At 39.6% G+C, this 24664-nt stretch carries 24 protein-coding genes; 16 read left to right on the plus strand and 8 right to left on the minus strand.

From position 1 onward, the window contains the following. Window positions 1-46 precede the first annotated feature (46 nt). The 3 genes from rpsO (at window position 47) to ACPF7B_RS08810 (ending at window position 3379) form a co-directional block, all read left to right on the plus strand. Entirely contained in the window at window positions 47-313 is a 267-nt protein-coding gene (gene rpsO / locus ACPF7B_RS08800; RefSeq protein WP_490505434.1) for a 30S ribosomal protein S15, read from the plus strand. A gap of 235 nt (window positions 314-548) precedes the next feature. Next, the gene (pnp, locus tag ACPF7B_RS08805) at window positions 549-2639 is read left to right on the plus strand and encodes a polyribonucleotide nucleotidyltransferase (protein WP_490505435.1); all 2091 of its coding nucleotides are present in this window, start codon (window positions 549-551) and stop codon (window positions 2637-2639) included. A gap of 128 nt (window positions 2640-2767) precedes the next feature. Then, window positions 2768-3379 carry a histidine phosphatase family protein gene (locus tag ACPF7B_RS08810; protein ID WP_490505436.1) on the plus strand — a complete coding sequence of 204 codons (612 nt, stop codon included), beginning with the start codon at window positions 2768-2770 and terminating at the stop codon, window positions 3377-3379. A 21-nt stretch (window positions 3380-3400) separates the two neighbouring features. Here the strand turns inward: ACPF7B_RS08810 and ACPF7B_RS08815 are convergent, their stop codons facing one another. Continuing rightward, window positions 3401-3655 carry a DUF2798 domain-containing protein gene (locus ACPF7B_RS08815; protein ID WP_490505437.1) on the minus strand — a complete coding sequence of 85 codons (255 nt, stop codon included), beginning with the start codon at window positions 3653-3655 and terminating at the stop codon, window positions 3401-3403. Between the two features lie 186 nt (window positions 3656-3841). Between ACPF7B_RS08815 and ACPF7B_RS08820 the strand changes: the two genes are divergently transcribed. From ACPF7B_RS08820 to ACPF7B_RS08840, 5 genes are all read left to right on the plus strand, one after another. Beyond that, the gene (locus ACPF7B_RS08820) at window positions 3842-4735 is read left to right on the plus strand and encodes a LysR family transcriptional regulator (RefSeq protein WP_490505438.1); all 894 of its coding nucleotides are present in this window, start codon (window positions 3842-3844) and stop codon (window positions 4733-4735) included. Window positions 4736-4805: 70 nt separating this feature from the next. Further along, window positions 4806-6050, plus strand: a complete 1245-nt coding sequence (locus tag ACPF7B_RS08825; protein WP_490505439.1) for a D-amino acid dehydrogenase — start codon at window positions 4806-4808, stop codon at window positions 6048-6050. A gap of 147 nt (window positions 6051-6197) precedes the next feature. Then, entirely contained in the window at window positions 6198-7184 is a 987-nt protein-coding gene (locus ACPF7B_RS08830) for an HlyD family secretion protein (RefSeq protein ID WP_490505440.1), read from the plus strand. 14 nt (window positions 7185-7198) lie between these two features. Then, the gene (locus ACPF7B_RS08835; RefSeq protein WP_490505441.1) at window positions 7199-8392 is read left to right on the plus strand and encodes an ABC transporter permease; all 1194 of its coding nucleotides are present in this window, start codon (window positions 7199-7201) and stop codon (window positions 8390-8392) included. Window positions 8393-8450: 58 nt separating this feature from the next. Continuing rightward, entirely contained in the window at window positions 8451-9578 is a 1128-nt protein-coding gene (locus tag ACPF7B_RS08840; RefSeq protein ID WP_490505442.1) for an ABC transporter permease, read from the plus strand. Between the two features lie 91 nt (window positions 9579-9669). On the opposite strand, the gene ACPF7B_RS08845 is transcribed toward ACPF7B_RS08840, so the two are convergent. Continuing rightward, a complete protein-coding gene (locus tag ACPF7B_RS08845; protein ID WP_490505443.1) occupies window positions 9670-10185 on the minus strand; it encodes a DUF1307 domain-containing protein in 516 nt (171 codons plus the stop codon). A gap of 162 nt (window positions 10186-10347) precedes the next feature. On the opposite strand from ACPF7B_RS08845, the gene mnmC1 reads away from it, so the two are divergent. Beyond that, window positions 10348-11670, plus strand: coding sequence for an FAD-dependent 5-carboxymethylaminomethyl-2-thiouridine(34) oxidoreductase MnmC1 (mnmC1, locus tag ACPF7B_RS08850; protein ID WP_490505444.1), 1323 nt, complete (start codon window positions 10348-10350; stop codon window positions 11668-11670). Here mnmC1 and phnD read toward each other — a convergent pair. From phnD to ACPF7B_RS08870, 4 genes are all read right to left on the minus strand, one after another. Continuing rightward, window positions 11630-12628, minus strand: a complete 999-nt coding sequence (gene phnD / locus ACPF7B_RS08855) for a phosphate/phosphite/phosphonate ABC transporter substrate-binding protein (protein ID WP_490505445.1) — start codon at window positions 12626-12628, stop codon at window positions 11630-11632. The two genes, mnmC1 and phnD, sit on opposite strands and share 41 nt — an antisense overlap. A 98-nt stretch (window positions 12629-12726) precedes the next feature. Further along, window positions 12727-13416, minus strand: coding sequence for an MBL fold metallo-hydrolase (locus tag ACPF7B_RS08860; protein WP_490505446.1), 690 nt, complete (start codon window positions 13414-13416; stop codon window positions 12727-12729). A gap of 218 nt (window positions 13417-13634) precedes the next feature. Beyond that, complete coding sequence (locus ACPF7B_RS08865) at window positions 13635-14531, minus strand: sulfite exporter TauE/SafE family protein (RefSeq protein ID WP_490505447.1); 897 nt, start codon at window positions 14529-14531, stop codon at window positions 13635-13637. 76 nt (window positions 14532-14607) lie between these two features. Continuing rightward, window positions 14608-15576: a quinone oxidoreductase family protein gene (locus ACPF7B_RS08870; RefSeq protein WP_490505448.1), complete on the minus strand. Its 969-nt coding sequence runs from the start codon at window positions 15574-15576 to the stop codon at window positions 14608-14610. Window positions 15577-15828: 252 nt separating this feature from the next. On the opposite strand from ACPF7B_RS08870, the gene ettA reads away from it, so the two are divergent. Genes ettA through tsaB form a run of 3 tightly spaced genes read left to right on the plus strand, consistent with a single transcriptional unit; the run spans window position 15829 to window position 18413 of the window. Next, complete coding sequence (ettA, locus tag ACPF7B_RS08875) at window positions 15829-17499, plus strand: energy-dependent translational throttle protein EttA (protein ID WP_490505449.1); 1671 nt, start codon at window positions 15829-15831, stop codon at window positions 17497-17499. A gap of 11 nt (window positions 17500-17510) precedes the next feature. Next, on the plus strand, window positions 17511-17678 hold the full coding sequence (locus tag ACPF7B_RS08880; RefSeq protein WP_490505450.1) for a zinc-finger domain-containing protein: 168 nt from the start codon (window positions 17511-17513) through the stop codon (window positions 17676-17678). Window positions 17679-17684: 6 nt separating this feature from the next. Further along, on the plus strand, window positions 17685-18413 hold the full coding sequence (gene tsaB / locus ACPF7B_RS08885; RefSeq protein WP_490505451.1) for a tRNA (adenosine(37)-N6)-threonylcarbamoyltransferase complex dimerization subunit type 1 TsaB: 729 nt from the start codon (window positions 17685-17687) through the stop codon (window positions 18411-18413). 111 nt (window positions 18414-18524) lie between these two features. Here the strand turns inward: tsaB and ACPF7B_RS08890 are convergent, their stop codons facing one another. Further along, window positions 18525-20246 (minus strand): proline--tRNA ligase, encoded by a 1722-nt coding sequence (locus tag ACPF7B_RS08890; RefSeq protein ID WP_490505452.1) that lies wholly within the window; start codon window positions 20244-20246, stop codon window positions 18525-18527. A 180-nt stretch (window positions 20247-20426) separates the two neighbouring features. Beyond that, a complete protein-coding gene (locus tag ACPF7B_RS08895; RefSeq protein WP_490505453.1) occupies window positions 20427-21641 on the minus strand; it encodes a M20 metallopeptidase family protein in 1215 nt (404 codons plus the stop codon). Between the two features lie 196 nt (window positions 21642-21837). Here ACPF7B_RS08895 and ndhC point away from each other — a divergent pair, with 196 nt between their 5' ends. Genes ndhC through ACPF7B_RS08915 form a run of 4 tightly spaced genes read left to right on the plus strand, consistent with a single transcriptional unit; the run spans window position 21838 to window position 24644 of the window. Then, complete coding sequence (ndhC, locus tag ACPF7B_RS08900; protein ID WP_490505454.1) at window positions 21838-22191, plus strand: NADH-quinone oxidoreductase subunit A; 354 nt, start codon at window positions 21838-21840, stop codon at window positions 22189-22191. Further along, on the plus strand, window positions 22182-22667 hold the full coding sequence (locus tag ACPF7B_RS08905) for a NuoB/complex I 20 kDa subunit family protein (protein WP_490505455.1): 486 nt from the start codon (window positions 22182-22184) through the stop codon (window positions 22665-22667). Before ndhC ends, ACPF7B_RS08905 begins: the two co-directional genes overlap by 10 nt. A 7-nt stretch (window positions 22668-22674) precedes the next feature. Next, window positions 22675-23373: an NADH-quinone oxidoreductase subunit C gene (locus ACPF7B_RS08910; protein ID WP_490505456.1), complete on the plus strand. Its 699-nt coding sequence runs from the start codon at window positions 22675-22677 to the stop codon at window positions 23371-23373. A 5-nt stretch (window positions 23374-23378) separates the two neighbouring features. Continuing rightward, complete coding sequence (locus ACPF7B_RS08915; protein ID WP_490505457.1) at window positions 23379-24644, plus strand: NADH-quinone oxidoreductase subunit D; 1266 nt, start codon at window positions 23379-23381, stop codon at window positions 24642-24644. Window positions 24645-24664 lie beyond the last annotated feature (20 nt).

Consider the following 24664-nt stretch of genomic DNA (forward strand, 5'->3'; position numbering starts at 1 on the left):
GCTGTCATCGCCATTGACACTTTTATATATTTTGGAGTTTAAATTTATGTTAACAGCTGAGAAAAAAGCGGAAATCGTTAAAGATTTTGGTCGTGGTGCAAACGACACAGGTTCACCAGAAGTGCAAGTGGCACTTTTAACATTCAACATCAATGCGCTTCAAGCACATTTTGCTGTGAATAAAAAAGATCATCACTCTCGTCGTGGTCTTTTACAAATGGTTAACAAACGTCGTAAGTTGCTTACATACCTTAAATCAAAAGATTTAGGTCGTTATCAAGATCTTATCGATCGTTTATCATTACGTCGTTAATTGATAAATATGCAGTTTCTCGCAGGTTATACTCAGCACACTATCTATGCGCTAGGTGTAGTCTGTCCGTAGATTAAAGCCCTCGCATTTTTGCGAGGGTTTTTTATAGCATCTTTAAATAAAGATATCTGTAGGGGCACTGTTTTACGCTTTACAACGGGCTTAAACCGTAAAACAGTTCCCTTAGATTCTATAGTTCTTTATTTGAAGAGTCAGAGAATTAAAGAGGAAAATTATGAAATTAGAACCAATCGTTCAAGAGTTTATTTATGGTGGCCGTAAGGTCACAATCGAAACAGCTGAAATTGCCCGTCAAGCAACTGCAGCAGTTATGGTCGATATTGAAGGAACAACTGTGTTTGTATCTGTTGTTGCCTCTAAAAATGCCGACCCTTCACGTGATTTCTTCCCATTAACAGTGGATTATCAAGAAAAAACTTATGCCGCAGGTAAGATTCCTGGAGGTTTTTTCCGCCGCGAAGGTCGTCCTTCAGAGCAAGAGATCTTAATCTCACGTTTAATCGATCGTCCCATTCGTCCATTATTTCACGAAGCATTCACAAATGAAGTGCAAATCGTTGCAACGGTTGTATCTATCAATCCTGAGATCAGCACCGATATTGTTGCAATGATTGGAGCTTCAGCGGCACTTTCAATTGCTCGTTTACCATTTAATGGCCCATTAGGTGCAGCGCGTGTTGGCTATAAAGATGGTCAATACATCATTAATCCAACGCTGACAGAACTTAAAACATCTGATTTAGACCTTGTTGTCGCGGGTACTGAAAATGCAGTATTGATGGTTGAATCTGAAGCAAATCTTTTAAGTGAAGATGTCATGCTCGGTGCAGTGATGTTTGGTCATAACGAATTCCAAGTGGTCATTAAAAATATTCAAGAACTAGCTGATAAAGTAGATAATGAAAAATTCCCATTTGAAGTGCCTGAAGCGAATATTGCACTTCAAACTGCTGTTTCAGATATTGCGCGTAAAGACCTTGAGGCTGCATTTAAAATCACTGTAAAACAAGACCGTGGTGCCGCAATTAATGCTGCAAAAGAGAAAGCGATTGAAGCATTGGTGACAGGTGAAGAAGACGGCTTTACCGCAGCAGAAGTTGCAAATGAGATTGGGAATATCAGTGCACAAATTGTGCGTGGGCAGATTCTTGCGGGTCAACCTCGTATCGATGGTCGTGATACAAAAACAGTTCGTCCAATCGTTTCACGTGTTGGCGTGTTAAAACGTACACATGGTTCTGCGCTTTTTACACGTGGAGAAACGCAAGCATTAGTTGTTGCAACACTTGGTACAGAGCGTGATGCGCAAATTATTGATGCACTTTCAGGTGAATATAAAGAAAACTTTATGCTTCATTACAATTTTCCTCCATATTCAGTTGGAGAGACAGGTCGTGTTGGTTCACCAAAACGTCGTGAAATTGGTCATGGTAATCTTGCAAAACGTGGAGTTTCTGCAGTATTACCAAACATGGATGAGTATCCATATACAATTCGTGTTGTCTCTGAAATTACTGAATCAAACGGTTCAAGCTCAATGGCATCAGTGTGCGGAAGTTCATTAGCCTTAATGGATGCGGGTGTTCCTTTGAAAGCTCCAGTTGCTGGTATTGCAATGGGTTTAATTAAAGAAGGTGCGGATTATGCCGTATTAACGGATATTCTTGGTGATGAAGACCATCTTGGTGATATGGACTTTAAAGTTGCAGGTACTACTGACGGTATCACGGCATTACAGATGGATATCAAAATTGATGGTATCACTAAAGAGATTATGGAAACTGCGCTTTCACAAGCAAAAGTTGCACGACTGCATATTCTTGATGAGATGAATAAAGTGATTAGTCATTCACGTGAGTCAATTTCTGAGTTTGCACCACGCATTACAACAATTCGTATTAACCCAGATAAAATTCGTGATGTTATTGGTAAAGGTGGGGTTACAATCCGTGCAATTACTGAAGAAACTGGTGCAATTATTGAAATTGAAGATAGCGGTGAAGTGCGTATTTCAGCTGTGAATAATGACCAAGCTGAAGCTGCGAAAAAACGTATTGAAGAGATTACTTCTGATATTGAAATCGGTTCAGTATATGAAGCGCCAATTGTTCGTATTATGGACTTCGGTGCATTTGTAAACTTGCGTCCAGGACAAGATGGAATGGTGCATGTTTCACAAATTCCGTCAGAAGAGCGTATTCAAAATGTTGGTGATCATCTTGCAGTCGGTCAAGTTGTAAAAGTTAAAGTACTTGAAATTGACCGTCAAGGCCGTATTCGCCTTACGATGAAAGAAGTTGAGTAAATATAATTTAATTAACTTATTGATTATATTTAAGTTTTAATGATATATAAAACGCTAAGCTATGAACAATGGCTTAGCGTTTTATATTGATCAAGATTTATGGATTGGATAGATGGGGAATGACCACGATGAAGAAAATTACGATATATAGACATGCAGAGAGTGAAACAAACATTGGCGGTATTAGTAAGCCTAATGCAGAGATATTAATTACAGATGAAGGTCAACAAAAAGCGAAAATTTTGGCTCAATCAATTGTTGATAAGCCAACAAAGATTTATATCTCCGAGTTTATACGAACAAAACAATCAGCGAAGCCATTATGCTCTAAATTCAATCTCGAACCTCAGCCTTTAGCGCAATTAAATGAATTTAATACAATTAGTTTTGAGCTAGTAGAAGGATTAACAGGTGAGCAGAGAGTGCCGTTAACTCGTAAATACTGGGTTAAATCCGATCCAAATGCCCGATTTGGAAAGAATGCGGAGACGTTTAATGAGTTTACTAAACGCGTTATTGACTTTACCCAGGTGCTCAAAACACTTGAAGATGGAAGTATTATCTTTTGTCATGGTATGTGGATGAGTTATTTTTTATGGAGCCAACTAGGTAGGGGAAAAGAGAATAACCGATATGTAATGCGGAACTTTTTCCGATTCCATCAGAGTATTAAAATTGGTAATTTAGAGCCATTAACTGTTCTTATTCAAGGCGATGAACTTTTTATAAAATTGCGTTAAAACAATGCAATAACAACGACTTTATAATGTTTTTTTGATAAAAAACATTGCTAATTTGCGGACGATAGGTAGTAAAATTAGTACTGAAGGGAAAGCTATTAGCCAAGAGAACATCCAAGCATTTAGCCATTCGGTTACAGCAAATTTTTCCCAGCCAATACTCATAATTGTGCTGACAAAGGAAACGATGCATGACATTCCACAAGAGAGGAATAGTGGAACCAAGATATGCATCGCTTTAGACGGTAGTTTATATTTATCAAAGGTTGAGTGCATAGTATCTTTTAATATTATTATATTTTTAGGTATATTAAATGCGATAGTAGCGAGCAAGCCTTAGAAAGTCAATTACCATATAGATTTTATTAAGAGCGTAGGCATTTAATATCTGTTTTGTTGCGTCGTTGAGGTATAGTAGTTTCATAGATGTAATTGAATTTTTTCTTTGTAAGATAATAGGCAATGAATACTCGTCATTTAGAGGCTTTTTATGCGGTAATGGTTTGTGGCTCTATTTCAAGAGCGGCAGATATGTTGAATATCTCTCAACCAGCTGTCAGTAAAACATTAAAGCATGCTGAAATACGGCTTGGTTATCTATTGTTTGAACGAACCCGTGGAAAGCTCGTTCCAACAAAAGAAGCGCTGATTCTGTTTGACAAAGCAAAACTGATTTACGAAGAACTCAATGATTTACAGTCAATTGCCACGAATCTCGCTCAAAGTTCTCATGCAAAACTGTCGATGGGTTGTCTACCGAGTTTAGGTCTTAGTTTGATTCCGGAAGCAACAACACTTTTTTTAAAACAGCATCCCGATGCTCAAATTGAGGTTAGCACACATCATACGGGAGAGTTAATTCGGTTGTTAAGTGCTTATCAGCTTGATTTTGCGATCAGTTTTAAGCCGCTTCAGGAGCAAGGGATTATTTCGGTCCCTATTGCAAAAGTCCCTTTAGTCTATTTAGATGCGGTGTCCGTTGATGGTGTAGAAATAGACGTTGATGATATAGATGAAAATCGGTGGATTAATCCGGGTGCTGATTCTCTATCAATGTTGATCCATCAATATCGGACTTTCAAAACGGCGCAACTTAATGTTCATACCTATTATATGGCAGCGGAGTTTGTAAAGCGGGGTGTTGGCTGTACTATTAGTGATATTTTTTCAGCGATGGAAGTTTTACCATTATCCATGATTTACCCGCTTAAAAAGCCGATGATGCTGGAGCTTTGTCTTTTATATCGTTCTGATCGTCCATTACGTAAAATATCTAAAGATTATCAGAAGCTTATTCAGAAATATCTTCATAAAAGGCTCTTTGAGCATAACCAAAGGTTATATCTTCCTAGATAAATTCAATTGTGATCAATCTTAAAACAACGTCTAATGGATCATACCGATCTTAGAGGTTGAATAATAAAAGATGGCAAAATATATCACTGTTGTAGGTGGAGGAATAATAGGTCTCTCGACAGCGCTATCGGCAATTTTAAAAGGTACAAAAGTTACCTTAATTGATGCAGAATGTGGCGTTGGTGAAGGTGCAAGCTTTGCAAATGGAGGCCAGCTAAGTTATCGGTATGTTTCACCCCTTGCTGACAAAGGCGTGCTTTGGCAAGGGCTAAAATGGATGGGGAGATCAGACTCCCCCCTTAATTTACGAATAGAGCCTTCGTTATTTCAATGGCGTTGGCTCTATCGTTTTATTAAGGCTTGTAATGCAAAACAGAATGAAACAGGGTACCGAAATACTCTGCGCCTTGCTCTTTATAGTCAGAAAATTTTAAGTCAATGGCGTGAGCTTAATATTCTGGGGGATTTTGGTTGGAAACGTTCTGGTAAATTAATTATTCATCGTAATCGATGTGATTTTAATAAAGCAGTAAGGAAAATTGATCCCACTTTCCAAGAAGTTTTAACTCCTTTACAAATCTCCGCCTTAGAACCTGCTCTAAAAGGTATCGAAGAAACGTTAGTTGGTGGCATATATGCGCCTAGAGATGAAACAGCAGATGCCTATCAGTTTTGTCAAGCGATTCTTAAATTTTTGCAGTCTCATCCTGATTTCACTTTTAAAATGAACTGTAAAGTTGAGAGTATAATCATTGACAATGCAAAGGTGATAGCGCTTAAAACAAATCAAGGGGATGTCAAAGTTGACCATCTCGTAATTGCTGCCGGGAATGGTGCGCGTGCACTCCTTAAACCCATTGGCATTGATCTGCCAATCTATCCACTTAAAGGGTATAGTCTTACATTACCGCTAACACAAACAACAAAGTCTGCAATTCCTCTGCTCAGTGTTACGGATTATGCTCATAAGGTTGTCTATGCTCAATTAGGTAATGCTTTACGTATTGCGGCAATGGTAGATATTGGTTATGAAAAAGCAGGAACTCGAGAGAATCGTATCCGTGGTTTGTTCAAAATTGTTCAGAAAACTTTCCCGATGATTAAAAATATTGAGGATGCTAAACAATGGAGTGGATCACGCCCCTCAACGCCAGAGGGTCCCCCAATTTTAGGTCGGACAAAATATAAAAATTTATGGTTGAATGTTGGTCATGGAAGTCTCGGTTTTACTTTGGCGGCGGGTAGTGCAGAAGTACTGACCAGTCTCATTACTGATCATCGATCGGATATTAATCTTGAGGGATTGACTTGGTAATGTAAATAAACACTAATATATTTCCAATAAGTTAAAAAACTTTCTATAAGTTTGTTTTCTAATATAGGTGATAATAAATGAAGCATGATATTATATTCATTTAATGGGTATCTTTTTCGCTAACGATTTAAGTGGATTAATTTAATTATGCAAAACATCAAAACAACTATCGCCATTATTGTTGGGATTGTTATTCTTCTAATATGTACGTTATTTTATATCTCGAATCATCGTCCAGAATTAGTATTCCAAGGGGAAGTTGCAGCAAATCGTGTGGATATTTCCGTGCGAGTTCAGGGTCGTGCAACTGAGTGGGTTGCGGAACTTGGTGATAATGTTAAAAAGGGTGATCTTCTTTTAAAAATGGAAAGCCCAGCTCTTGAAGCTCAATTAGCAACTGCTCAAGCACAATACAATGTAGCGGTTGCAAATCGTGATGTTACTTATAGTACACGTCCTGAGACAATTGAGGCAATGCGTGCCCAATATGAGAAAGCAGAGTCAGATTTAAGACTTGCTAAAACAAATTTAGATCGGATGGAGCAAGCAGCGCCCAAAGGGGGGATTTCACAACAGAATTTAGATGTTGCTCGGAACTCCTTTAGTGCTGCTGTTGATGCCGCATCGGCCGCCAAGGCAAATTATGAGTTGGCGGTTAATGGTAGTAGTATCGAGCAAAAACGTCTAGCTGATGCGCAGGTAGAGCAGGCTTTATCTGCACTAAATCAAGTAAAAACAGATGTTGAAACTTTAACTGTATATGCACCAGCAGATGGACAAGTCACTGCCCGGGTGGTTGAAGTTGGTCAGCTTTATAATCCTGGGACGCCACTCTATTCATTAGTGAATATGGATGATCTTTGGTTAACATTCAATATTCGAGAAGATTATCTCAACTATGCAGCGGTTGGCGATCACTTCTCGATTTATGTGCCGGCATTAAAAAAAGATATTGAAGTCTATATTCAAGCAATTAATCCTTTAGGACAATTTGCTAATTGGCAAGCAACCAAAGCAACCGGTGATTTTGATTTAAGAACTTTTGAAGTGCGTGCAAAGCCGCTGAATAAAGTAGATGGGCTGTTACCAGGAATGAGTGTTATTGCAAACTGGAAATCTCGTCACAGTAATTAATCGAAGGAATGTTGATGAAACAGTCTGTTACGAAAAAAACAGTCCGAGAACATTTTTTTTCGGTACTCTATCGAGAGTTAAATTTTATCATGAGAGCAAAAGCACTACTCTTTTGCTTATTTTGTTATCCGCTTTTGGTAATTCTGTTTTTTACCTACTTGATGCATCAAGGAATTATTCAGCAGGCACCCATTACTGTTGTAGATATGGATAGAACAGTTGCTTCTCGTTCGTTGATTCATGATATTGCGGCGAAACCCGAGATATTAATTGCTCGCAGAGATAACTCTCTTTATGATGCAAAACAAGCCCTGTTATCTGGCGAAGTGTATGGAATTTTATTAATTCCTAATGATTATGAAAAAAATCTTCTAGCAAATGTATCACCTGAAGTGACTGCTTTTTATAATAATCAATATATGTCGGTTGGAAGTGCGCTTAACAAAGGTTTTTCTCAAGTATTAGCAGCGGTTACTTCTAATTATCAAAAAGATCGATTATTGTCTCAAGGCGTCGCGGGGAAGATTGCTCAAGAACAGTTATCACCTATAAAACTCGAAGCACATGCGGTATTTAATCCTACGTTAAATTATATCTATACATTAGTTAATGGTGTTGTACCAACACTGATTCAGATTCTTATTATGCTCACAATGGTTTATACAATGGTGCGTGATAAATATAAATCAGGTGGTGTAGTAGTACCGATAGCAATGGCAAATGGACGACTGAATCGTTATCTTTTTAACAAGATGTTGCCATACATCGTCTGTTTTTTTGTGGCGCATTTAGTGTTGGACGCTGTACTTGTTCTCTTTTTTGATCTCCCGCTTCGAGGCTCTGTTTGGTTGCTCTATATAGGGACATTGCTCTTCATCATTACCGCACAACTTTGGGCGATTTTTCTAACTCTTTGGTTACCGAAACGTGTTCTCAATTATGGAGCTGCAAGTAGTTTTTCTTCACCGGCATTTGGATTTGTTGGATTGTTTTTTCCACGAATTGCGATGGGCGGGTTTGCGATTGCTTGGGGAGCAATTTTACCGATTACATGGTATTCCGAGATTCGTTTAGATCAAACACTTAGAGGGCAAGAGTTACCTTATAACTTAGAACCATTACTATGGTTGGTGATCATTGGAATTGTTATCTATCTTTTGATCATGCTTCGTTTGCACATGATGTGTAAGAGGGCAAAACATGTTTAAGACTATTTTTCGAATTTTTTTACATGAGATACTCAACGTTTTTAAAATAAACGCCGTTATGAGTATCTTGATTACCGGTAGTGTGCTCTATTTTTTCTACTATCCAATTCCTTACGATAATGAAGAGGTACGCGAGGCACCAACCGTTGTAGTGGATCAGGATAATAGTACATTAAGCCGAGAGATTATTCGTAATTTAAATGCAACTGATAGTATTAATGTAGTGAATCATGTTTCGACGATGTCTGAAGCGGAACATTTGATGCGTAATCGTGAAGTGTATGCCATTTTATGGGTTCCTTTTAATTTTGAGCAAGATGTATTAAGTGGACGCTCTGCGGCACTCTCATATTATGGGGATGCAAGTTATGTGATTATTTATAGTAAAATCTCTTCTGCTGTTCAGTCTGTCGTGCGTGCGATGAGTCAAAAGATCGGAGCAAATCGGCAGATACAGCAAGGGATCGATCCTGCAATTGCACAGGGGAATAGCGCCCCTATTACACCCGTGATTGTGCCGCTTTATAATCCACAAAGTGGTTATGCTACTTATATTATTCCACCGGTGTATGTTCTGATTGTCTACCAATGCCTTTTTATCGCTGTCATGTTATCGGTGATTTTAACGAGACGTTCTGAGTTTGATCAATCCTTAGTGGCAGATCAAGCGATATCACCATTTGTAATAGCATTCTATACATTGGTTGGGAAGTGGCTAGCTTATCTGTTAATTTCAGGGTTGATATTTATAGTTTATATGGGGATAACTCCTATTTTTTACCAGTTACCGTTTCATGGCACGATCCGTAATTTGTTCGTCATAGGGGCTGTTTTCTTGTCGGGTACGATTTTTCTTGGTATTTTTGTTGGGCAATTTTTCCGAAAATTTGATGATATCTTTTTAATCGTAATGCCATCGAGTATGTTAGTGTTCTTTTTATCGGGGATGAGTTGGCCAAAAGAGATGATTCCAGATGGAATCTATTTTGTACGTAGTATTCTACCTGTCTATCCTGCAATTACGAGTATGATTACGATGAACCAGATGGATGGTACGCTCGAGAATGTTCGACCTCAATTGAATAATTTGATTATTCTGATGGGGGCATATAGCCTTCTGGCGCTTTGGGGATTGCGTCGTTATTATAAGAGATTGATAGTATCTATGCACAATTCTTCAAAGTAAACTTGAAAAGTACAATAAAAAAAGCTGGTGCTTGATGCACTAGCTTTTTTATAAATATTCATACACAATGATAAATTTTTTTAGGTTCAAGTTACTGTTGCTTTTTAAAGCCTGAGCTTTCTAAAAGCTCGCCAGTTGCTTTAAAGCTCACGCCTTGATTAGGATCGCCATCAATTGCAGAGCCAGGAAGTGAAGCTAATTGTGAGAGATCTGCTTTTGCAAGATCCACGGTAATATTTTCTTCCGCAGAAGTAGGGCCATAATTCATCTCATAGGTAATACCTTTGATTGATGAATAATCCATGTTGTTGGTTAATTCAGTGAGGATTTTTTTAGCTTCTTCAGCATTTGTCGCGCCAATAGCTGAATATTCAATTGTGCTGTTGGTAATTTGTTTAATAACTTTATCGTTTTCTCCGACGATAGTCATTTTAATTTTCACACCAGGTTGATCAATTTCGTAGACAGCTACTTCTTGGTTCTGGGTTGTGTTAACTGCCGTATCTGGAGATGATTTAGTGGTATCTGCATCTGTTTTGTTATCATTACAGGCAACAAGAAGAGTTGCTAGGGCTACACCAAGAGCCACTTTATAGAATTTATTCATTTTACAAACCTTTTATCAATAGTAAAATCGGGTGAAGTTACCCTATTGCTATATTTTATAGCACTATACAAGATTCTTCTAGCGCTATTGATAAAATGAAAAATATAATTAAATTTATTTAATGAATTTTAAGATTATCTTCTAAAAGAGTATTTCAAAATTATGAAAAAAATCCCCTGGTTGCAACAACCGAATCTTGATATATATTCATTCGATTATCAATCTTATTGTGTTGATTATGACTGCCTTGTGATCGGTGCAGGTATTGCGGGCGCTAGTTGTGCTTATGAGTTTGCAAAGCAGGGGCTACGCGTACTTGTGCTAGATAAAAATGTAGCTCCTGCTCAGGAAGGATCGGGAAATCCACAAGGGATGTTGTATCTTAAGTTATCCCCGAATGAAAATGAGCAAAATCGACTTGTGGTTGAAGGATTTCATTATACTCGATTAGTATTGCAAACTTTAACAGCGGAGGGCTTACTAATAAAAGGAAGAGATTGGGATGATTGCGGACTTATTCAGTTAGCATTTGCAGAACGTAAGCCAGAGCGACAACAGCAGTTATCAAGGCTTTATCCAAAAGCGCTTCTCTATTCTGTTACAAAAGAAGAAGCGGAAAGTATCGCGAATATTGAACTTGCTTCTGGAGGGCTCTTTTTTCCTACATCTGGGTGGGTAGCACCGCAAGCTTTTGTATTAGCACTATTGAATCATCCTAATATTACGTTGAAAAATAATCATACCGTAAGAGAAATTTTTAACCTGCCCATTTCAGAGAGCTCCCCATTATGGACTGTAGTAACGGATAAAAAAGATTTTACTGCGAAAGTTGTCATTCAGGCAATGGGAAAGAATAGTGGAGATTTGTTGCAATGTGCAAAAATCCCTTATCATTTTGCAAAAGGACAGACGTCAACATTTTCGAGCAAGACGGATTTGAAAGTGGTGATAAGTGGGAGAGGTTATATTGCCCCATCAATTGAAAAAGATGGAAATTTTCAGACGACTTTTGGAGCTACTTTTCATCATAATGATCGTGATATTGCAGTAACACAAGAAGATCACTGGGAGAATTTAAGGATGTTGAAAGAGAATGCTCCAGAGCTATGGCAAGCAATTATGAATGAAGAAGAGACAATATTCGATTCAATAACTGGACGTACAGCGTGTCGTGTTAGTGTAATGGGGTCTTTACCAGTAGTTGGCCCTATTGCCAATTATCCCAAATTTATGCAATCGTTTGCCAAAATCCGATTGGATGCCAAAGTGATTCCTGAAGTGAAAGTCCCGTGGGAATATGGTTTATATCTTTCTACTGCTCACGGTGCAAGAGGAATGATTACCGCACCTTTTTCTGCAAAATTACTCGCTGATAGCGTGTGTGTAAATAATCAAGATGGCGAGATGAATTTACAAGCTGATAATTTTCTTGCACAGTTACATCCTAACCGTTTTTACTACCGGGAATTACGGTTTGGTAAATAAGCTGGTTAATTTTTTCGGCATCTTTTAATAATGAACGAATGTAGGTCCAATCTTTTTGATAATTAATGGGGATAAATCGGTCCGCTCCTATAAACTCTTGCTGCATCGGTTCGCTAAAGCGATAGTCAAAAATACATTGGGTTAATTTGTGACGAAATTGTGGATCAAGATTATAAGCGTAACTCATTGCAGCAGAGGGGAATGGTTCACTTTGATAGATGATTCTGAAATCTCCCTCATTGACCCTGCCTCGGAGAATCATGCGTTGTAAAACATCGGAGGAGATAATCGCTGCATCATAATCGCCCGATTTAACACCTTGAGCAGAGAGATCATGTTTACTGGAGAAGACGATTTTATAATCGATTCCAGGGATGATCCCCTCTTTAGGTAGCAGTGCGAGACCGCCTAAATGTCCTGAGTTTGAAATGGGGTCTGTATGGGCAATACGTTTACCTTTAAGATCTGCCGGTTCTTTGTAAGGACTATCGCTTCGAACAATAATAATTAATCGTGAGTTAATGAGCCCATTTTCGTTTCCTTTAGCAGCGAAAGGAACGGCTCCTGCACGATTTACGGCCTCCACAGTGGTGCCAGAAGAGAGCCCTGCCACATGAAGAATTCCAGATCGCATAGCCTCAATTTCTGCTTCATTGCTCTGTGCTTGATAATAGATCACTTTGGTCTGTAAGCAGGATTCAAGATGATCCATGAAGCGAGAAATGCTGGCAGTGTAAGGAGTCATATCTTCAAAAGGTGAAAATGAGAGTATTAATGTTTTGGGAGTGATAAATTTTTCAGGGTCAGACGGTCTATCTGCGACTAGATTGAAATTATTGTCACAATATTTTTCAGAAAGATCACCTCTGTTATGGCACTCAATTGACTCACCATAAATGATGTTCATAGTATTAATAACTAACAGTATTATTAGACTAATTAATCTGAGATGGCTCATAGATCTTCCTTAATAAAATAATGTAGATTCACATATTATTGTTAAATAATATTATTATTTAACAAATGTTGCAATTGATTATTATAAATTTACATTTATTAACGAGACATACGATAATGAATAAATTCTTTTTTATCATTGAGTCGCTGCAAAAAAGGATTTGTTTTTAATTGATGTGCGATGGTATCCGTATCTGTTGGGCCGTATGCGTGACCTGTATGAATCACAAGATGGTGTGGGACTTCATTTTTAATTCGATTCAGTGAATTAAATAATGCTTCGGGATCTGATCCTGAAAGATCTGTTCTGCCGGCACCATCCACAAAAAGTGTATCGCCAGTAATAATATCATTACTAAGAACATAGCAGATTGAGCCAGGACTGTGACCGGGTGTTAAAATTATTTTGACGGATTCTTCTGCAAAATCAAGCGTGTCATTATCGTTCAGAGGAATTACATCATCAGGAAGCTCTCGAAAAGCAAGGGGGAGATCGTCTTTGGGGAAAGATTGGATATAATCGATTTCAACGGCAGATGCATATACAGGAATAGGAAAGTGCTCTCGCAGTGCTTTGACAGCGCTCACATGATCATGATGTCCATGGGTTAACCAAATTGCTTTGGGGGTTAATTTTAATTCATTAAGGCGATCGATAAAATAGAGTTCGTTCCATGCTGGATCGATAATGATTGCCTCCTTCGTTTTGCAATCTTCAATTATATGACTAAAGTTCTCATAGCGCTCATACACTTCGGAGTGGATTTTGTAACGAGGATTTTGATTCATCTCTATTCTCCAATTGCTTATATAAAATATTTATCCTATTGTGGTTATAGGATAACCTTTTATGAGTAAGAATCATTAATATAATTAAATCGTATTTTTAAAGAGTAGTAAAACTTTGTAAATATAGGAAGTTGTATTGCAAAAAAAATCGCCAATATCAATACGTGATAGTTGGCGATACATTGAGGTGTTGAATCTAATACGGTTGGGTCTATGTTTTAATGATTCATTTTTGAATGATTCATGGGTTCGTGATTGTTTTCTGGTGAGTGATTAGAATCTGGTACCATCATTTGTGAGTGGTCCATTTCTTGATGTGTTGTTTTTTCTTCGTCGTGAGAACTATGCCCATGCCCCATATGTTGCATCTGTTCTAAAATTTCTGAAGCACTTTTTTCACCTGATCGTATCTTATCAGTTTGTTGACTGACCATTACGGCACGTTTAGTGACCTTTTCTTCAGGAGCAATCCAACCAAGATAGTAGATAGCCATTATTAGAACGACTAAACCTGCGACCATGCGAACCCCTTTTTTTGCAAAAAAGTGTCCGACAAAATTTCCAAAAATTGCTAAACCAAGCATAATTGGCAATGTTCCGAGCCCAAAAGCAAACATAATTGCGGCCGATTTTGCAACAGAGCCAGCGCCCATTGCAACAGCAAGCGGCCCATAAACAGCACCACAAGGGAGAAGTCCCCAGATCATTCCTACGAGATAAGTCCCTTTAGCCGTGCGAATCGGGAAGAAGCGCTGAGAGAATTTTTGAATCGGTTTCCAAATGTATTGAAATGGTCTTTCAACCCAACTTAAAAATTGCGGCATTCCAAAAAGCTGGAGCGCAATAAAAATCATAATGGCACCGGCAACATAGCGGATGACATATTGAATGGCAGTAATATCCGATACAGATGCAGCAATTAACCCGCCGATAATGCCGAGAAGTGTATAGGTTGAAATGCGTCCTAGGTTGTAAAGAATTGCGGCAGGAATTCGTTTGTAGGAATTATTCATTCCTAAAATACCGATTACGGGACCACACATCCCCACACAGTGAGTTTGAGCGGCAAATCCTATAAAAAATGCTCCTGAAATCAGGGCAATAAATTCAGTCATGTGGATGTTTCCTCTATCTGTCTATAAAAAGTTTTTATAAAATAAAAGTGCTAGAAGATTTTCTAGCACTTGAAAATTAAGGGATTAAAACGGCTGAGCCAAGAATTTGACGATTTTCTAGCGCTTGATGGGCAGCACCTACTTCCGTTAGTGGAAATGTTTGTTGTAATGAAAGTTTTATTTTTCCAGACTCGAGGGCTAAAAACCATCGATCCATTACAGTTTGATAACGTTCTCTTGTGGCGGTATAGGCATTTAGGTTGGGGCGTGTCAAAAATAAGCTTCCTTTTTCTAAAAGCGTTAATGGAGAAATAGCTGGCGGAGCACCTGAAGCATTGCCAAATGAGACCATCATCCCTAAAGGCTTCAAGCAGTCGAGTGACTCAAGAAATGTCGCTTTTCCAACACCATCGTAAACGATATCCACTTTCTGAGGATATGCTTTTAATAGAACCTCAGAGAAAGAATTTTTTTGATAGTTAATAACTAAATCTGCGCCCAGTTTTTGACAAATTTCGGCTTTCTCTTCAGAGCTTACTGTTGTAATAACGGTTGCGCCAAGCGCTTTTGCCCATTGAATTAAAATCTGTCCAACGCCGCCAGCGCCTGCATGTACTAATATTGTGTGCTCCGATTTAGCCTGAAATAGGTCAAAGAGTAGATAGCTTGCCGTTCCACCACGAATTAGAGAAGATGCAGCCTCTTCAAAAGAGACATGATCTGGAATCTTAATCAAACGATCTGTTGCAATATTGCGCTCAGAAGTATAAGCTCCGAAAACGCCTGCATACACGACTCGATCACCAATATTCAATCCAGTAACATTATCACCAATAGCGGTAATAACGCCTGCTGCTTCTTGCCCAATTACAGTAGGCGTTTTGATAGGATAGAGTCCATCTCGATGATAGGTGTCGATAAAGTTTAAACCAATTGCCCGTTGTGTAATACGAACTTCGCCTGAGTTCGGTGCTGAAAGATATGTTTCTTCACAGATAAAGTTACTGATATCGCCCTGTTTATTTAAAGTTATTTGATAGCTCATTAGTGATACTCCTGCCACATTCATTATTGTTTTTTGCTTGAACTTCTAGATTTCGAGCATTATCTATGATTTAAAAATCTTTTGCCAATTTCCGACACAGATGTTTGATATTGCTCGATTTGCCAAATTAAATTGTTTGGAAAAGATTAATTTAAGTTGAGATAGGGTAGAATAACGGGGAATTTATTTGTATAACCAACTTTCTGCCGCGGATGTGTGAGGAGAAAGTTTGCTTAAGATAAGGACTTACATATGTCAGGACAATTTATCTACACGATGAACCGTGTGAGTAAAGTGGTACCGCCCAATCGTGAGATTTTGAAAGATATTTCGATCTCTTTCTTTCCAGGTGCGAAAATCGGTGTTTTAGGTTTAAATGGTGCTGGTAAATCAACGCTTTTACGCATTATGGCGGGTGTTGATACCAATATTCAAGGTGAAGCACGTGTTCAACCGGGTACAAAAATTGGTTTTTTAGAGCAAGAGCCGAAATTAAATGAAGCGTTAGATGTTCGCGGAAATCTTGAAGAGGCGCTTGGGGATATTAAAAATGCCCAAGAAGAGTTAAATCAGGTTTATGCAGCTTATGCCGAACCAGATGCGGATTTTGATGCACTTGCAACAAAACAAGCGGAATTAGAAGCCATTTTAGCCAGTAGTGACGGTCATAGTTTAGACCGGCAGTTAGAAATTGCGGCAGATGCTCTTCGTCTTCCACCAATGGATCGTGATATTGCAACGCTTTCAGGGGGTGAAAGACGCCGTGTAGCGCTTTGTAAATTATTACTTTCAAAGCCTGATATGCTCCTACTTGATGAGCCAACTAACCATCTTGATGCAGAGTCTGTTGCATGGCTTGAGCGTTTCTTGCACGATTATCCAGGCACGGTCGTAGCCGTCACGCATGATCGTTATTTCCTTGATAATGTTGCGGGCTGGATTTTAGAGTTAGACCGTGGACACGGAATTCCGTATGAAGGGAATTATTCCAGCTGGTTAGAGCAAAAGACACGCCGTTTAGAGCAAGAAGCGAAACAAGAAGAATCACGCGCGAAAGCGATTAAGAAAGAGCTTGAGTGGGTTCGTCAGGGTGTCAAAGGTCGTCAAACGAAATCAAAAGCACGTTTAGCGCGTTTTGAAGAGCTTGAAAGCCAAGAATTTCAGCAACGTAACGAAACAATGGAAATCTATATTCCACCTGGACCACGTTTAGGGGATTTGGTTATTGAAGCTACGGATGTTGCGAAGGCTTTTGGAGATAAGCTTCTTTATGAAAATTTAAGCTTTAATCTTCCAAAAGGAGGAATTGTTGGTGTTATAGGTCCAAATGGTGCTGGTAAGTCGACACTTTTTAAACTCATGACGGGGCAATTAGAGGCTGACAATGGTACTTTCCGTGTTGGAGATAGTGTGCAATTAGCGTACGTTGATCAGAGTCGTGATACGCTTGACCCTAAGAAAACGGTTTGGGAAGAGATTTCAGATGGGTTAGATATTATTCGCGTTGGAACCTATGAAACTCCATCTCGTGCATATTGTGGGCGCTTTAACTTTAAAGGTTCTGACCAACAAAAATTAATTGGTGATCTTTCAGGTGGAGAACGTAACCGTGTGCATTTAGCAAAAGTTCTTCGTTCTGGTGGCAACGTTATTCTTCTTGATGAGCCGACGAATGATCTTGATGTTGAAACATTACGAGCGCTTGAAGATGCGATCTTAGCATTTGCTGGTTGTGTAGTTGTAATTTCGCATGACCGTTGGTTCCTAGATCGAATTGCGACACATATTTTAGCGTTTGAAGGAAATTCTCATGTAGAATGGTTTGAAGGAAATTACGAAGAATATGAGGCGGATCGCCGTCGCCGTTTGGGTGATGATGCCGATCGTCCGCAACGTATTAAGTATAAGCCAATATCACGTTAAGGAGAAAAATCATGGCATTAGATCAAAAAAAAGTAGAACTCAATAATGACGAGCTTCCTATCTGTTGCCCACCGATTGAGGTAGAAGCGTGGGGTTATCATCCTCGTGTTTATCTAGCTCCAAGTCATGATGGTAAAGTAAAGTGTCCTTATTGTAGTACTGAGTATATTGTTGAATAATCGCGCATGAAAATTTTAGCAGTTGATGCTTCAACGGAAGCGTGTTCAGCAGCAGTGTATGTGAATGGGGAGATTGTCGAGCGTTTAACCGTCGCTCCCCGTAAGCATATTGAACTTCTGATGCCGATGGCAAAAGAGGTTATGGATGCGGCTGAATTAAATTTTAAAGATTTAGATGGTTTAGCATTTGCCGTAGGCCCCGGAAGCTTCGCAGGTTTACGGATCGCCTGTGGTTTTATTCAAGGGTTAGGGGCGGGCTTAAGTTTACCCATTGTCCCAGTATCAACACTTGCGGCCTTGGCTTTTCCAGTATTAGAAGAGCATCCTGAGGCGATTGTTATGCCGATGCTCGATGCAAAGATGAATGAGGTGTACTGGGGGCTGTATCGTTTTGATCAAGATGGTGATATCGAAAGTATTGAGAAAGACCAAGTCGGTACATTAGCGTCAATTTACGACCATTTTTCTGATAAAGAGATTGAAGTCCTTGGGATAGGGGATGGTTGGGCGTTAGATGAAGCAGCAGTCGAGCGTTTACATGCGAGCATGATTGTTGATCGCCATTATCCTCGAGCGGGAGATATTGCGCTATTAGCACGTCGAGACCTTGAAAGAGGTTTAGGGCTTTATGCTGATCAAGTCTCACCGGTTTATCTTCGTCATAATATTGCGTTAACGATTGAAGAGCAGCAAGCATTGCGCGATGCGAAGCTAGAAGGTCAAACAGAGAAATAATCCAAATTTCTCACAATAATGGATTTTAACTTTTAAATATATAAAGTAGAAGAAAAAAGAAAACCGCCTATTGGGGCGGTTTTACTGTATGTGCAATATGAGCTTACAGGCCTATTGGATAGGTTTAATTGCTAAAGTTTCTTGCATAAATGGAATAACATCCTCTAAAGCAATCATAGTCGATTCGGCATCCGTCCGTGCTTTAAATTCAATTTCTTGATTTTTAAGGCTACGATCGCCAATTACTAAACGATAAGGAATACCTATCAACTCATGATCACTAAATGCTTCGCCAGGACGAATGTTGCGATCTTCTAGAAGAACATCAACGCCTAATGATAAAAGTTCATCGTAGAGCCTATCAGTGACCGCTTTTACCTCGTCTGATTTGCCGTAATTCATTGGAATTAAAGATACTGTGAATGGTGCAATTGCCTTGGGCCAAATGATGCCGGAATCATCATTACGTTGTTCGATAGCAGCAGCAACAATACGGGTAACGCCAATTCCATAACAGCCCATCTGCATGACTGTTGCCTTTCCATTTTGGTCAAGAACAGTTGCATTCATGGCTTGTGAGTAGCGATCGCCAAGTTGAAAGATATGGCCTACTTCAATTCCGCGTGCAATTGCGATTTTTCCTTTACCACAAGGCGATGGATCGCCTTCTTTAATTTCACGAAGGTCGAGAACTTCAGGTTCAGGAAGATCGCGACCAATATTGACGTTAATATAGTGGAAGCCAGTTTCATTTGCGCCACAGCTAAAGTTGCTCATGAGCGATGCTTGGCGATCAAAGATCATTTTAATAGGAAGATCGACAGGTCCAATAGAGCCTGGTGTTGTATTGAGTGTTTGTGCAATTTCTTCATCGCTTGCAAATGTTAATGGAACCGCAAATAGACCACTGTTTTCGGCTTTTACTTCATTAAGTTCATGGTCACCCCGTAAACAAACAGCGATTAATTCGCCGGCTTTTTTACCATGAAGAATAAGGGTTTTTAGATGCATTTCCGGGGGAGAGTTGAGGAATTTTGCTAAATCTTCAATAGAATGCACGTTTGGTGTTTCAAGTTTTTTAAGTACGCCTGTTGCTTCACCCCGAGTTCCGACAGCAATAGCTTCAGCTGCTTCAACATTTGCGGCGTAATCAGATTCGGTAGAGTAGACAATCGCATCTTCCCCCGCTTGAGTAACAACATGGAATTCTTGAGATTTACTACCACCAATTGCACCTGAATCTGCCCAAACAGCACGATATTCGAGTTCTAATCGGTCAAGAATATTGCTATAAGCGGTATACATTTTATTGTATGTCTCGTCTAACGATTCGGCATCGATATGGAATGAGTAAGCATCTTTCATTAAAAATTCACGAGAGCGCATAACGCCAAAACGGGGGCGAATTTCATCGCGAAATTTCCATTGGATCTGATAGAAATTGATCGGAAGTTGACGATAGCTTTTAAGTTCTTGGCGTGCAAAATCGGTAATAATCTCTTCATGCGTCGGACCTAAACAGTAATCACGCATATGACGATCCTTAAAGCGCAATAGCTCCGGACCAAATTTTTCCCAACGACCTGATTCGATCCATAATTCTGCAGGTTGTGCTGAAGGCATTAACATTTCTAAAGCACCTGCTTTATTCATCTCATCGCGGACGATATTCTCAGTTTTTTGTAAAACTCGCAGGCCTAAAGGGCTCCAGCTATAAATTCCGGAGGTTACACGGCGGATGAGGCCGGCTCTTAACATTAATTGATGCGATTTGATCTCTGCGTCATTAGGCGTATCGCGTAATGTATTAATTAAGAATTGACTTGTTTTCATGATTTCGTTGTCGTCGTTTTAATTTCAAAAGAATGCCGAACAGATCGGACATAAAAAATGTAGTGTAGGGAGAAACATTTTATAGCGCAATGATTTATTCATTGCACTTAGATATTATCTCATCTACAAAAGAATGCAGGTGTAAAAATGTTATTGGTTTTTTATTGATCTATATCAATTTTATTGAGTGTTGTTTTTCTGATTTAGAAAATGAAGTGCTAAGGATGCCCATACTGCCCCCCCGACGATAATATTGTCATCATTAAAGTCGTATTGGTCCGTATGGAGTCCAACGAACTTATTATCTCGATCATTACCGATATAGAAATACGCACCGGGACAGGCATTTAGCATAAATCCAAAATCTTCAGCCCCCATTGAGGCCGGTTTTTTCTCATTAATATATTCAGGTGTTATGAGTTCTTTAATCGCTGCTATTGCAATATCTGTTTCATGATCGTGATTGATAGTTGGGATGTAACCATCGATAAGATTAACTTTACAGCTTGCACCATAAGCAGATGCGATGCCTTCAGAGAGTTCATGGATGCGTTTTTTAACGCGATCGCGGATATCAAGATCAAAGTAGCGCAGTGTTCCGAGTAAAGATACTTGATTAGGAATTACGTTATTCGCATGGCCGCCATGAATAGCGCCAATAGTAATAACGGCAGAATCAAGCCCAGAGATATTACGAGAAACAATGGATTGTAGTCCAACAACAATTTCAGAAGCGACAAGTACTGTATCTACGGTTTGATAAGGATGCGCTGCATGACCACCTTTTGAAAACACATCGATATGTACTTCGCAAGTTCCCGCCATTTGAGGACCTTTTTTAATCAGAATTTCCCCCTGTTTTGCGCCAGGATAATTATGAATGGCATAGACAGCGTCGACAGGGTATTTATCGAATAGTCCCTCTTCAACCATTCTCCTTGCACCGGCTTGATCTTCTTCATCTGGTTGAAAAATCAGAATAATTGTGCCATCGAATGTCGCCTCATCTACTAAATATTTTGCGGCGGCAAGTAACATTGTTGTATGGCCATCATGCCCACAAGCGTGCATTATTCCTGGGTTTTTAGAGGCATGAGCAAAGTTATTTTTTTCTTCGATAGGGAGTGCATCAATATCGGCTCTAAGAGCGACTCGCCGACCATTTTTGATATCTCCTTTTTGTAAAATACCAATAACGCCTGTTTCGGTGAAGCGTTCTGTGGGAATTGCCCATTGCTCAAGTAGATTTTCGATGAAGGTTGCTGTCTGATTTTCCTCGCGAGATAGTTCAGGATTTTGATGGAGAGTTTGACGTATCTCTCGAAATTGTTCTTCATGTGACTGAAGAAATTGAAGAATGGAAGAATCAGTGTTTTGGAAAATTTTGCTCAGCATCAGTGTACCTTCAATTTTTATGTCAAGTATAATTTGGATCAGGCTTTAATTTTGTCGTTTTATCCATTAGTATAGATAGCTTAGGATACAATTTCATGTCAAAGTTTTGAAGCATATTCGGGATTTTCCCGGTAGGCTTTGCACTTGTTTATATCAATTGATGATTAAAAATCAGAGTCTTGGAGGAAAATAAGCTATGATGGAATACCTTCCAGTAGCGGTATTTGTGGGCTTTAGTATCGCTTTCGCCGGCGTTCTTGTAGCACTCGGTTACTTTTTGAGCCCCAGTAAACCTAACGCTGAAAAGCTGTCTCCATATGAAAGCGGATTTGAGGCATTTGAAGATGCCCGAATGAAATTCGATGTCCGCTTCTTTCTTATCGCAATTCTTTTTATTGTTTTTGACTTAGAGTTAATCTTCCTAATACCGTGGGCTACCGCGTTAAAGTTAATAGGACTTCCCGGCATTATGGCTGTGGTACTGTTTCTTGTGCTTCTAACCGTTGGTTTTGCGTATGAGTGGAAGAAAGGGGCGCTTGAATGGGATTAGAAGCTAGATTAGAAGAGGGATTTGTTACAACAACTCTCGATTCTGCGATTAATTGGGCAAGGACAGGTTCATTATGGCCTGTGACTTTCGGGCTTGCTTGCTGTGCGTTAGAGATGATGCATGTCGGAGCAGCAAGATATGACTTAGATCGATTTGGTGGGGCTGTATTTAGAGCATCGCCAAGGCAAGCAGATTTAATGATCATTGCGGGGACTTTGACAAATAAAATGGCGATCCCACTTCGTAAAGTTTACGATCAGATGCCAGAGCCTAAATGGGTGATTTCTATGGGGTCTTGTGCTAATGGTGGTGGTTATTACCATTATTCTTACTCTGTTGTGCGAGGTTCAGATCGAGTGGTTCCTGTGGATGTTTATGTTCCAGGATGTCCTCCAACAGCTGAAGCGTTGATGTTCGGAATCTTACGGCTTCATGAAAAAATCAAACGCACTAGCACAATTGCACGTTTAGGGTAGGTGAAAGATGGCTAAGTTTATTCGAAACCCAGAAGAATTACTCGAAACGCTCGGATCAGTTCTTGGGGATGAAATTTTAAAATCTGTACTGCATGTAGGTGAAGTAACAATTACTGTTGCTCCTGCAAGTCTTCATTCTGTAATGGAGACGTTACGGCATCATGATGAGCTTAAGTTTGAACAAGTTTCCGATATTACTGCTGTGGATTATGCTGCTTACGGTTTAACTGAATGGGATGTGGAAGCATCAAATCATGGATTTAGTCGAGGAACGGTGCCTGGCGCTGTTGGTCGTGCAGGTGAACAGCTTGAAGCAACAGCACACAAAAAAGAGATGTCGGAGCGCTTTGCGGTGGTTTATCATCTTCTATCATTAACGCATAATGCTCGTCTACGTGTTAAAACTTATGTTAATGGCGAACAGAACAATGTGATTCCTATGGTTGATTCAGTATCGGATATTTGGAATGGTGCAAATTGGTATGAGCGTGAAGTTTTCGACATGTTCGGTATCGCATTCAGGAATCATCCAGATTTACGTCGTATCTTGACAGACTATGGCTTTATTGGTCATCCCCTGCGTAAAGATTTTCCACTCACAGGAAATGTTGAAGTCGTGTATGACGAAGAGTTACGCCGAGTGGTTTATCAGCCGGTCTCTATCGAGTCAAGAGTCAATATTCCACGAATGATTCGTAAAGGGTAGGGGTTATGTCAGTAGCAACAAATATTGAAAATTATACAATCAACTTCGGGCCTCAGCATCCGGCAGCGCATGGAGTAATGCGGATGATTTTGGAGCTTCGCGGTGAAACAGTTGAGCGTGCAGACGTTCATATTGGTTTGCTTCATCGTGGAACTGAAAAGTTGATGGAAGCAAAACCATATACACAGTCAATCGGTTATCTTGATCGTTTAGATTATTGCTCATGCTTGAATAACGAGCATGCTTTTGTTTTAGCGGTAGAAAAGCTATTAGGTATTGAAGTGCCCGTACGTGCGCAATATATTCGTGTGCTTCTTGATGAAGCGACGCGCATTATGAATCACTTGATGTGGTTAGGGGCGCATGGTCATGACTTAGGGGCAATGGCAATGTTGCTCTACTGCTTCCGTGATCGTGAAGAGTTATATGATGCGCAAGAAGCGATTACAGGCGCCCGTATCCATCCTTTTTACTATCGAGTCGGTGGCGTAGCGAAAGATCTACCGAATCAGATGCCACAATATGCACCAAGTAAATTCCGATCGAAAAAGAAATTAGCACGCATTAATGCAGCGCGACAAGGTGATGTATTAGATTATCTTGATGATTTCTGTGACCGTTTTGTGAATAAACATATGGTGGAATACCGTGATCTGTTAGTCGGTAATCGCATTTGGAAAGGGCGTGTTGTAGGAATTGGTGTTGTCTCTGCCGAAAGAGCCATAGAGCTTGGTTTCTCAGGTCCGATGCTGAGAGGCTCTGGCGTTGCCTGGGATTTACGTAAAACGCAACCTTATTCTGTCTATGATCAATTAGAATTTGATGTTCCTGTTGGCGTGAATGGTGACTGTTACGACCGTTTCTTAGTGCGTTTAGAAGAGATGGTGCAATCGGCAAAAATCATGAAGCAATGTATCGCTTGGCTTCGTGAGAATAAAGGTCCTGTTATGAGTGAGGATAGTCGTGTAACGATTCCTCAGCGCCGTGATGTCAAAGAAGGAATGGAATCCTTAATTCAGCAATTTAAAGTTTTTACTGAAGGTTTTTGTGTGCCTGAAGGGGAATCCTATGCAGCTATTGAGCATCCAAAAGGAGAATTTGGAGTATACCTTGTGTCAGATGGTGCCAACAAACCTTACCGAGTAAAACTAAGAGCACCGGGGTTTGCGCATATTGCTGCAACAGAAGAGATGGGACGTCATCACATGTTATCAGACTTAGTTGCAATTATCGGGACACAAGATCTGGTATTTGGTGACATAGATCGCTAATGGACGAAGAACAGGAATGG

Source organism: Ignatzschineria sp. 22MB058224, from assembly GCF_058188435.1.

Bases quoted from the DNA above. Each gene is read 5' to 3' on its own strand.
- rpsO (WP_490505434.1), top strand. From the start codon at position 47: ATGTTAACAGCTGAGAAAAAAGCGGAAATCGTTAAAGATTTTGGTCGT.
- pnp (WP_490505435.1), top strand. From the start codon at position 549: ATGAAATTAGAACCAATCGTTCAAGAGTTTATTTATGGTGGCCGTAAG.
- ACPF7B_RS08810 (WP_490505436.1), top strand. From the start codon at position 2,768: ATGAAGAAAATTACGATATATAGACATGCAGAGAGTGAAACAAACATT.
- ACPF7B_RS08815 (WP_490505437.1), bottom strand. From the start codon at position 3,655: ATGCACTCAACCTTTGATAAATATAAACTACCGTCTAAAGCGATGCAT.
- ACPF7B_RS08820 (WP_490505438.1), top strand. From the start codon at position 3,842: ATGAATACTCGTCATTTAGAGGCTTTTTATGCGGTAATGGTTTGTGGC.
- ACPF7B_RS08825 (WP_490505439.1), top strand. From the start codon at position 4,806: ATGGCAAAATATATCACTGTTGTAGGTGGAGGAATAATAGGTCTCTCG.
- ACPF7B_RS08830 (WP_490505440.1), top strand. From the start codon at position 6,198: ATGCAAAACATCAAAACAACTATCGCCATTATTGTTGGGATTGTTATT.
- ACPF7B_RS08835 (WP_490505441.1), top strand. From the start codon at position 7,199: ATGAAACAGTCTGTTACGAAAAAAACAGTCCGAGAACATTTTTTTTCG.
- ACPF7B_RS08840 (WP_490505442.1), top strand. From the start codon at position 8,451: ATGAGTATCTTGATTACCGGTAGTGTGCTCTATTTTTTCTACTATCCA.
- ACPF7B_RS08845 (WP_490505443.1), bottom strand. From the start codon at position 10,185: ATGAATAAATTCTATAAAGTGGCTCTTGGTGTAGCCCTAGCAACTCTT.
- mnmC1 (WP_490505444.1), top strand. From the start codon at position 10,348: ATGAAAAAAATCCCCTGGTTGCAACAACCGAATCTTGATATATATTCA.
- phnD (WP_490505445.1), bottom strand. From the start codon at position 12,628: ATGAGCCATCTCAGATTAATTAGTCTAATAATACTGTTAGTTATTAAT.
- ACPF7B_RS08860 (WP_490505446.1), bottom strand. From the start codon at position 13,416: ATGAATCAAAATCCTCGTTACAAAATCCACTCCGAAGTGTATGAGCGC.
- ACPF7B_RS08865 (WP_490505447.1), bottom strand. From the start codon at position 14,531: ATGACTGAATTTATTGCCCTGATTTCAGGAGCATTTTTTATAGGATTT.
- ACPF7B_RS08870 (WP_490505448.1), bottom strand. From the start codon at position 15,576: ATGAGCTATCAAATAACTTTAAATAAACAGGGCGATATCAGTAACTTT.
- ettA (WP_490505449.1), top strand. From the start codon at position 15,829: ATGTCAGGACAATTTATCTACACGATGAACCGTGTGAGTAAAGTGGTA.
- ACPF7B_RS08880 (WP_490505450.1), top strand. From the start codon at position 17,511: ATGGCATTAGATCAAAAAAAAGTAGAACTCAATAATGACGAGCTTCCT.
- tsaB (WP_490505451.1), top strand. From the start codon at position 17,685: ATGAAAATTTTAGCAGTTGATGCTTCAACGGAAGCGTGTTCAGCAGCA.
- ACPF7B_RS08890 (WP_490505452.1), bottom strand. From the start codon at position 20,246: ATGAAAACAAGTCAATTCTTAATTAATACATTACGCGATACGCCTAAT.
- ACPF7B_RS08895 (WP_490505453.1), bottom strand. From the start codon at position 21,641: ATGCTGAGCAAAATTTTCCAAAACACTGATTCTTCCATTCTTCAATTT.
- ndhC (WP_490505454.1), top strand. From the start codon at position 21,838: ATGATGGAATACCTTCCAGTAGCGGTATTTGTGGGCTTTAGTATCGCT.
- ACPF7B_RS08905 (WP_490505455.1), top strand. From the start codon at position 22,182: ATGGGATTAGAAGCTAGATTAGAAGAGGGATTTGTTACAACAACTCTC.
- ACPF7B_RS08910 (WP_490505456.1), top strand. From the start codon at position 22,675: ATGGCTAAGTTTATTCGAAACCCAGAAGAATTACTCGAAACGCTCGGA.
- ACPF7B_RS08915 (WP_490505457.1), top strand. From the start codon at position 23,379: ATGTCAGTAGCAACAAATATTGAAAATTATACAATCAACTTCGGGCCT.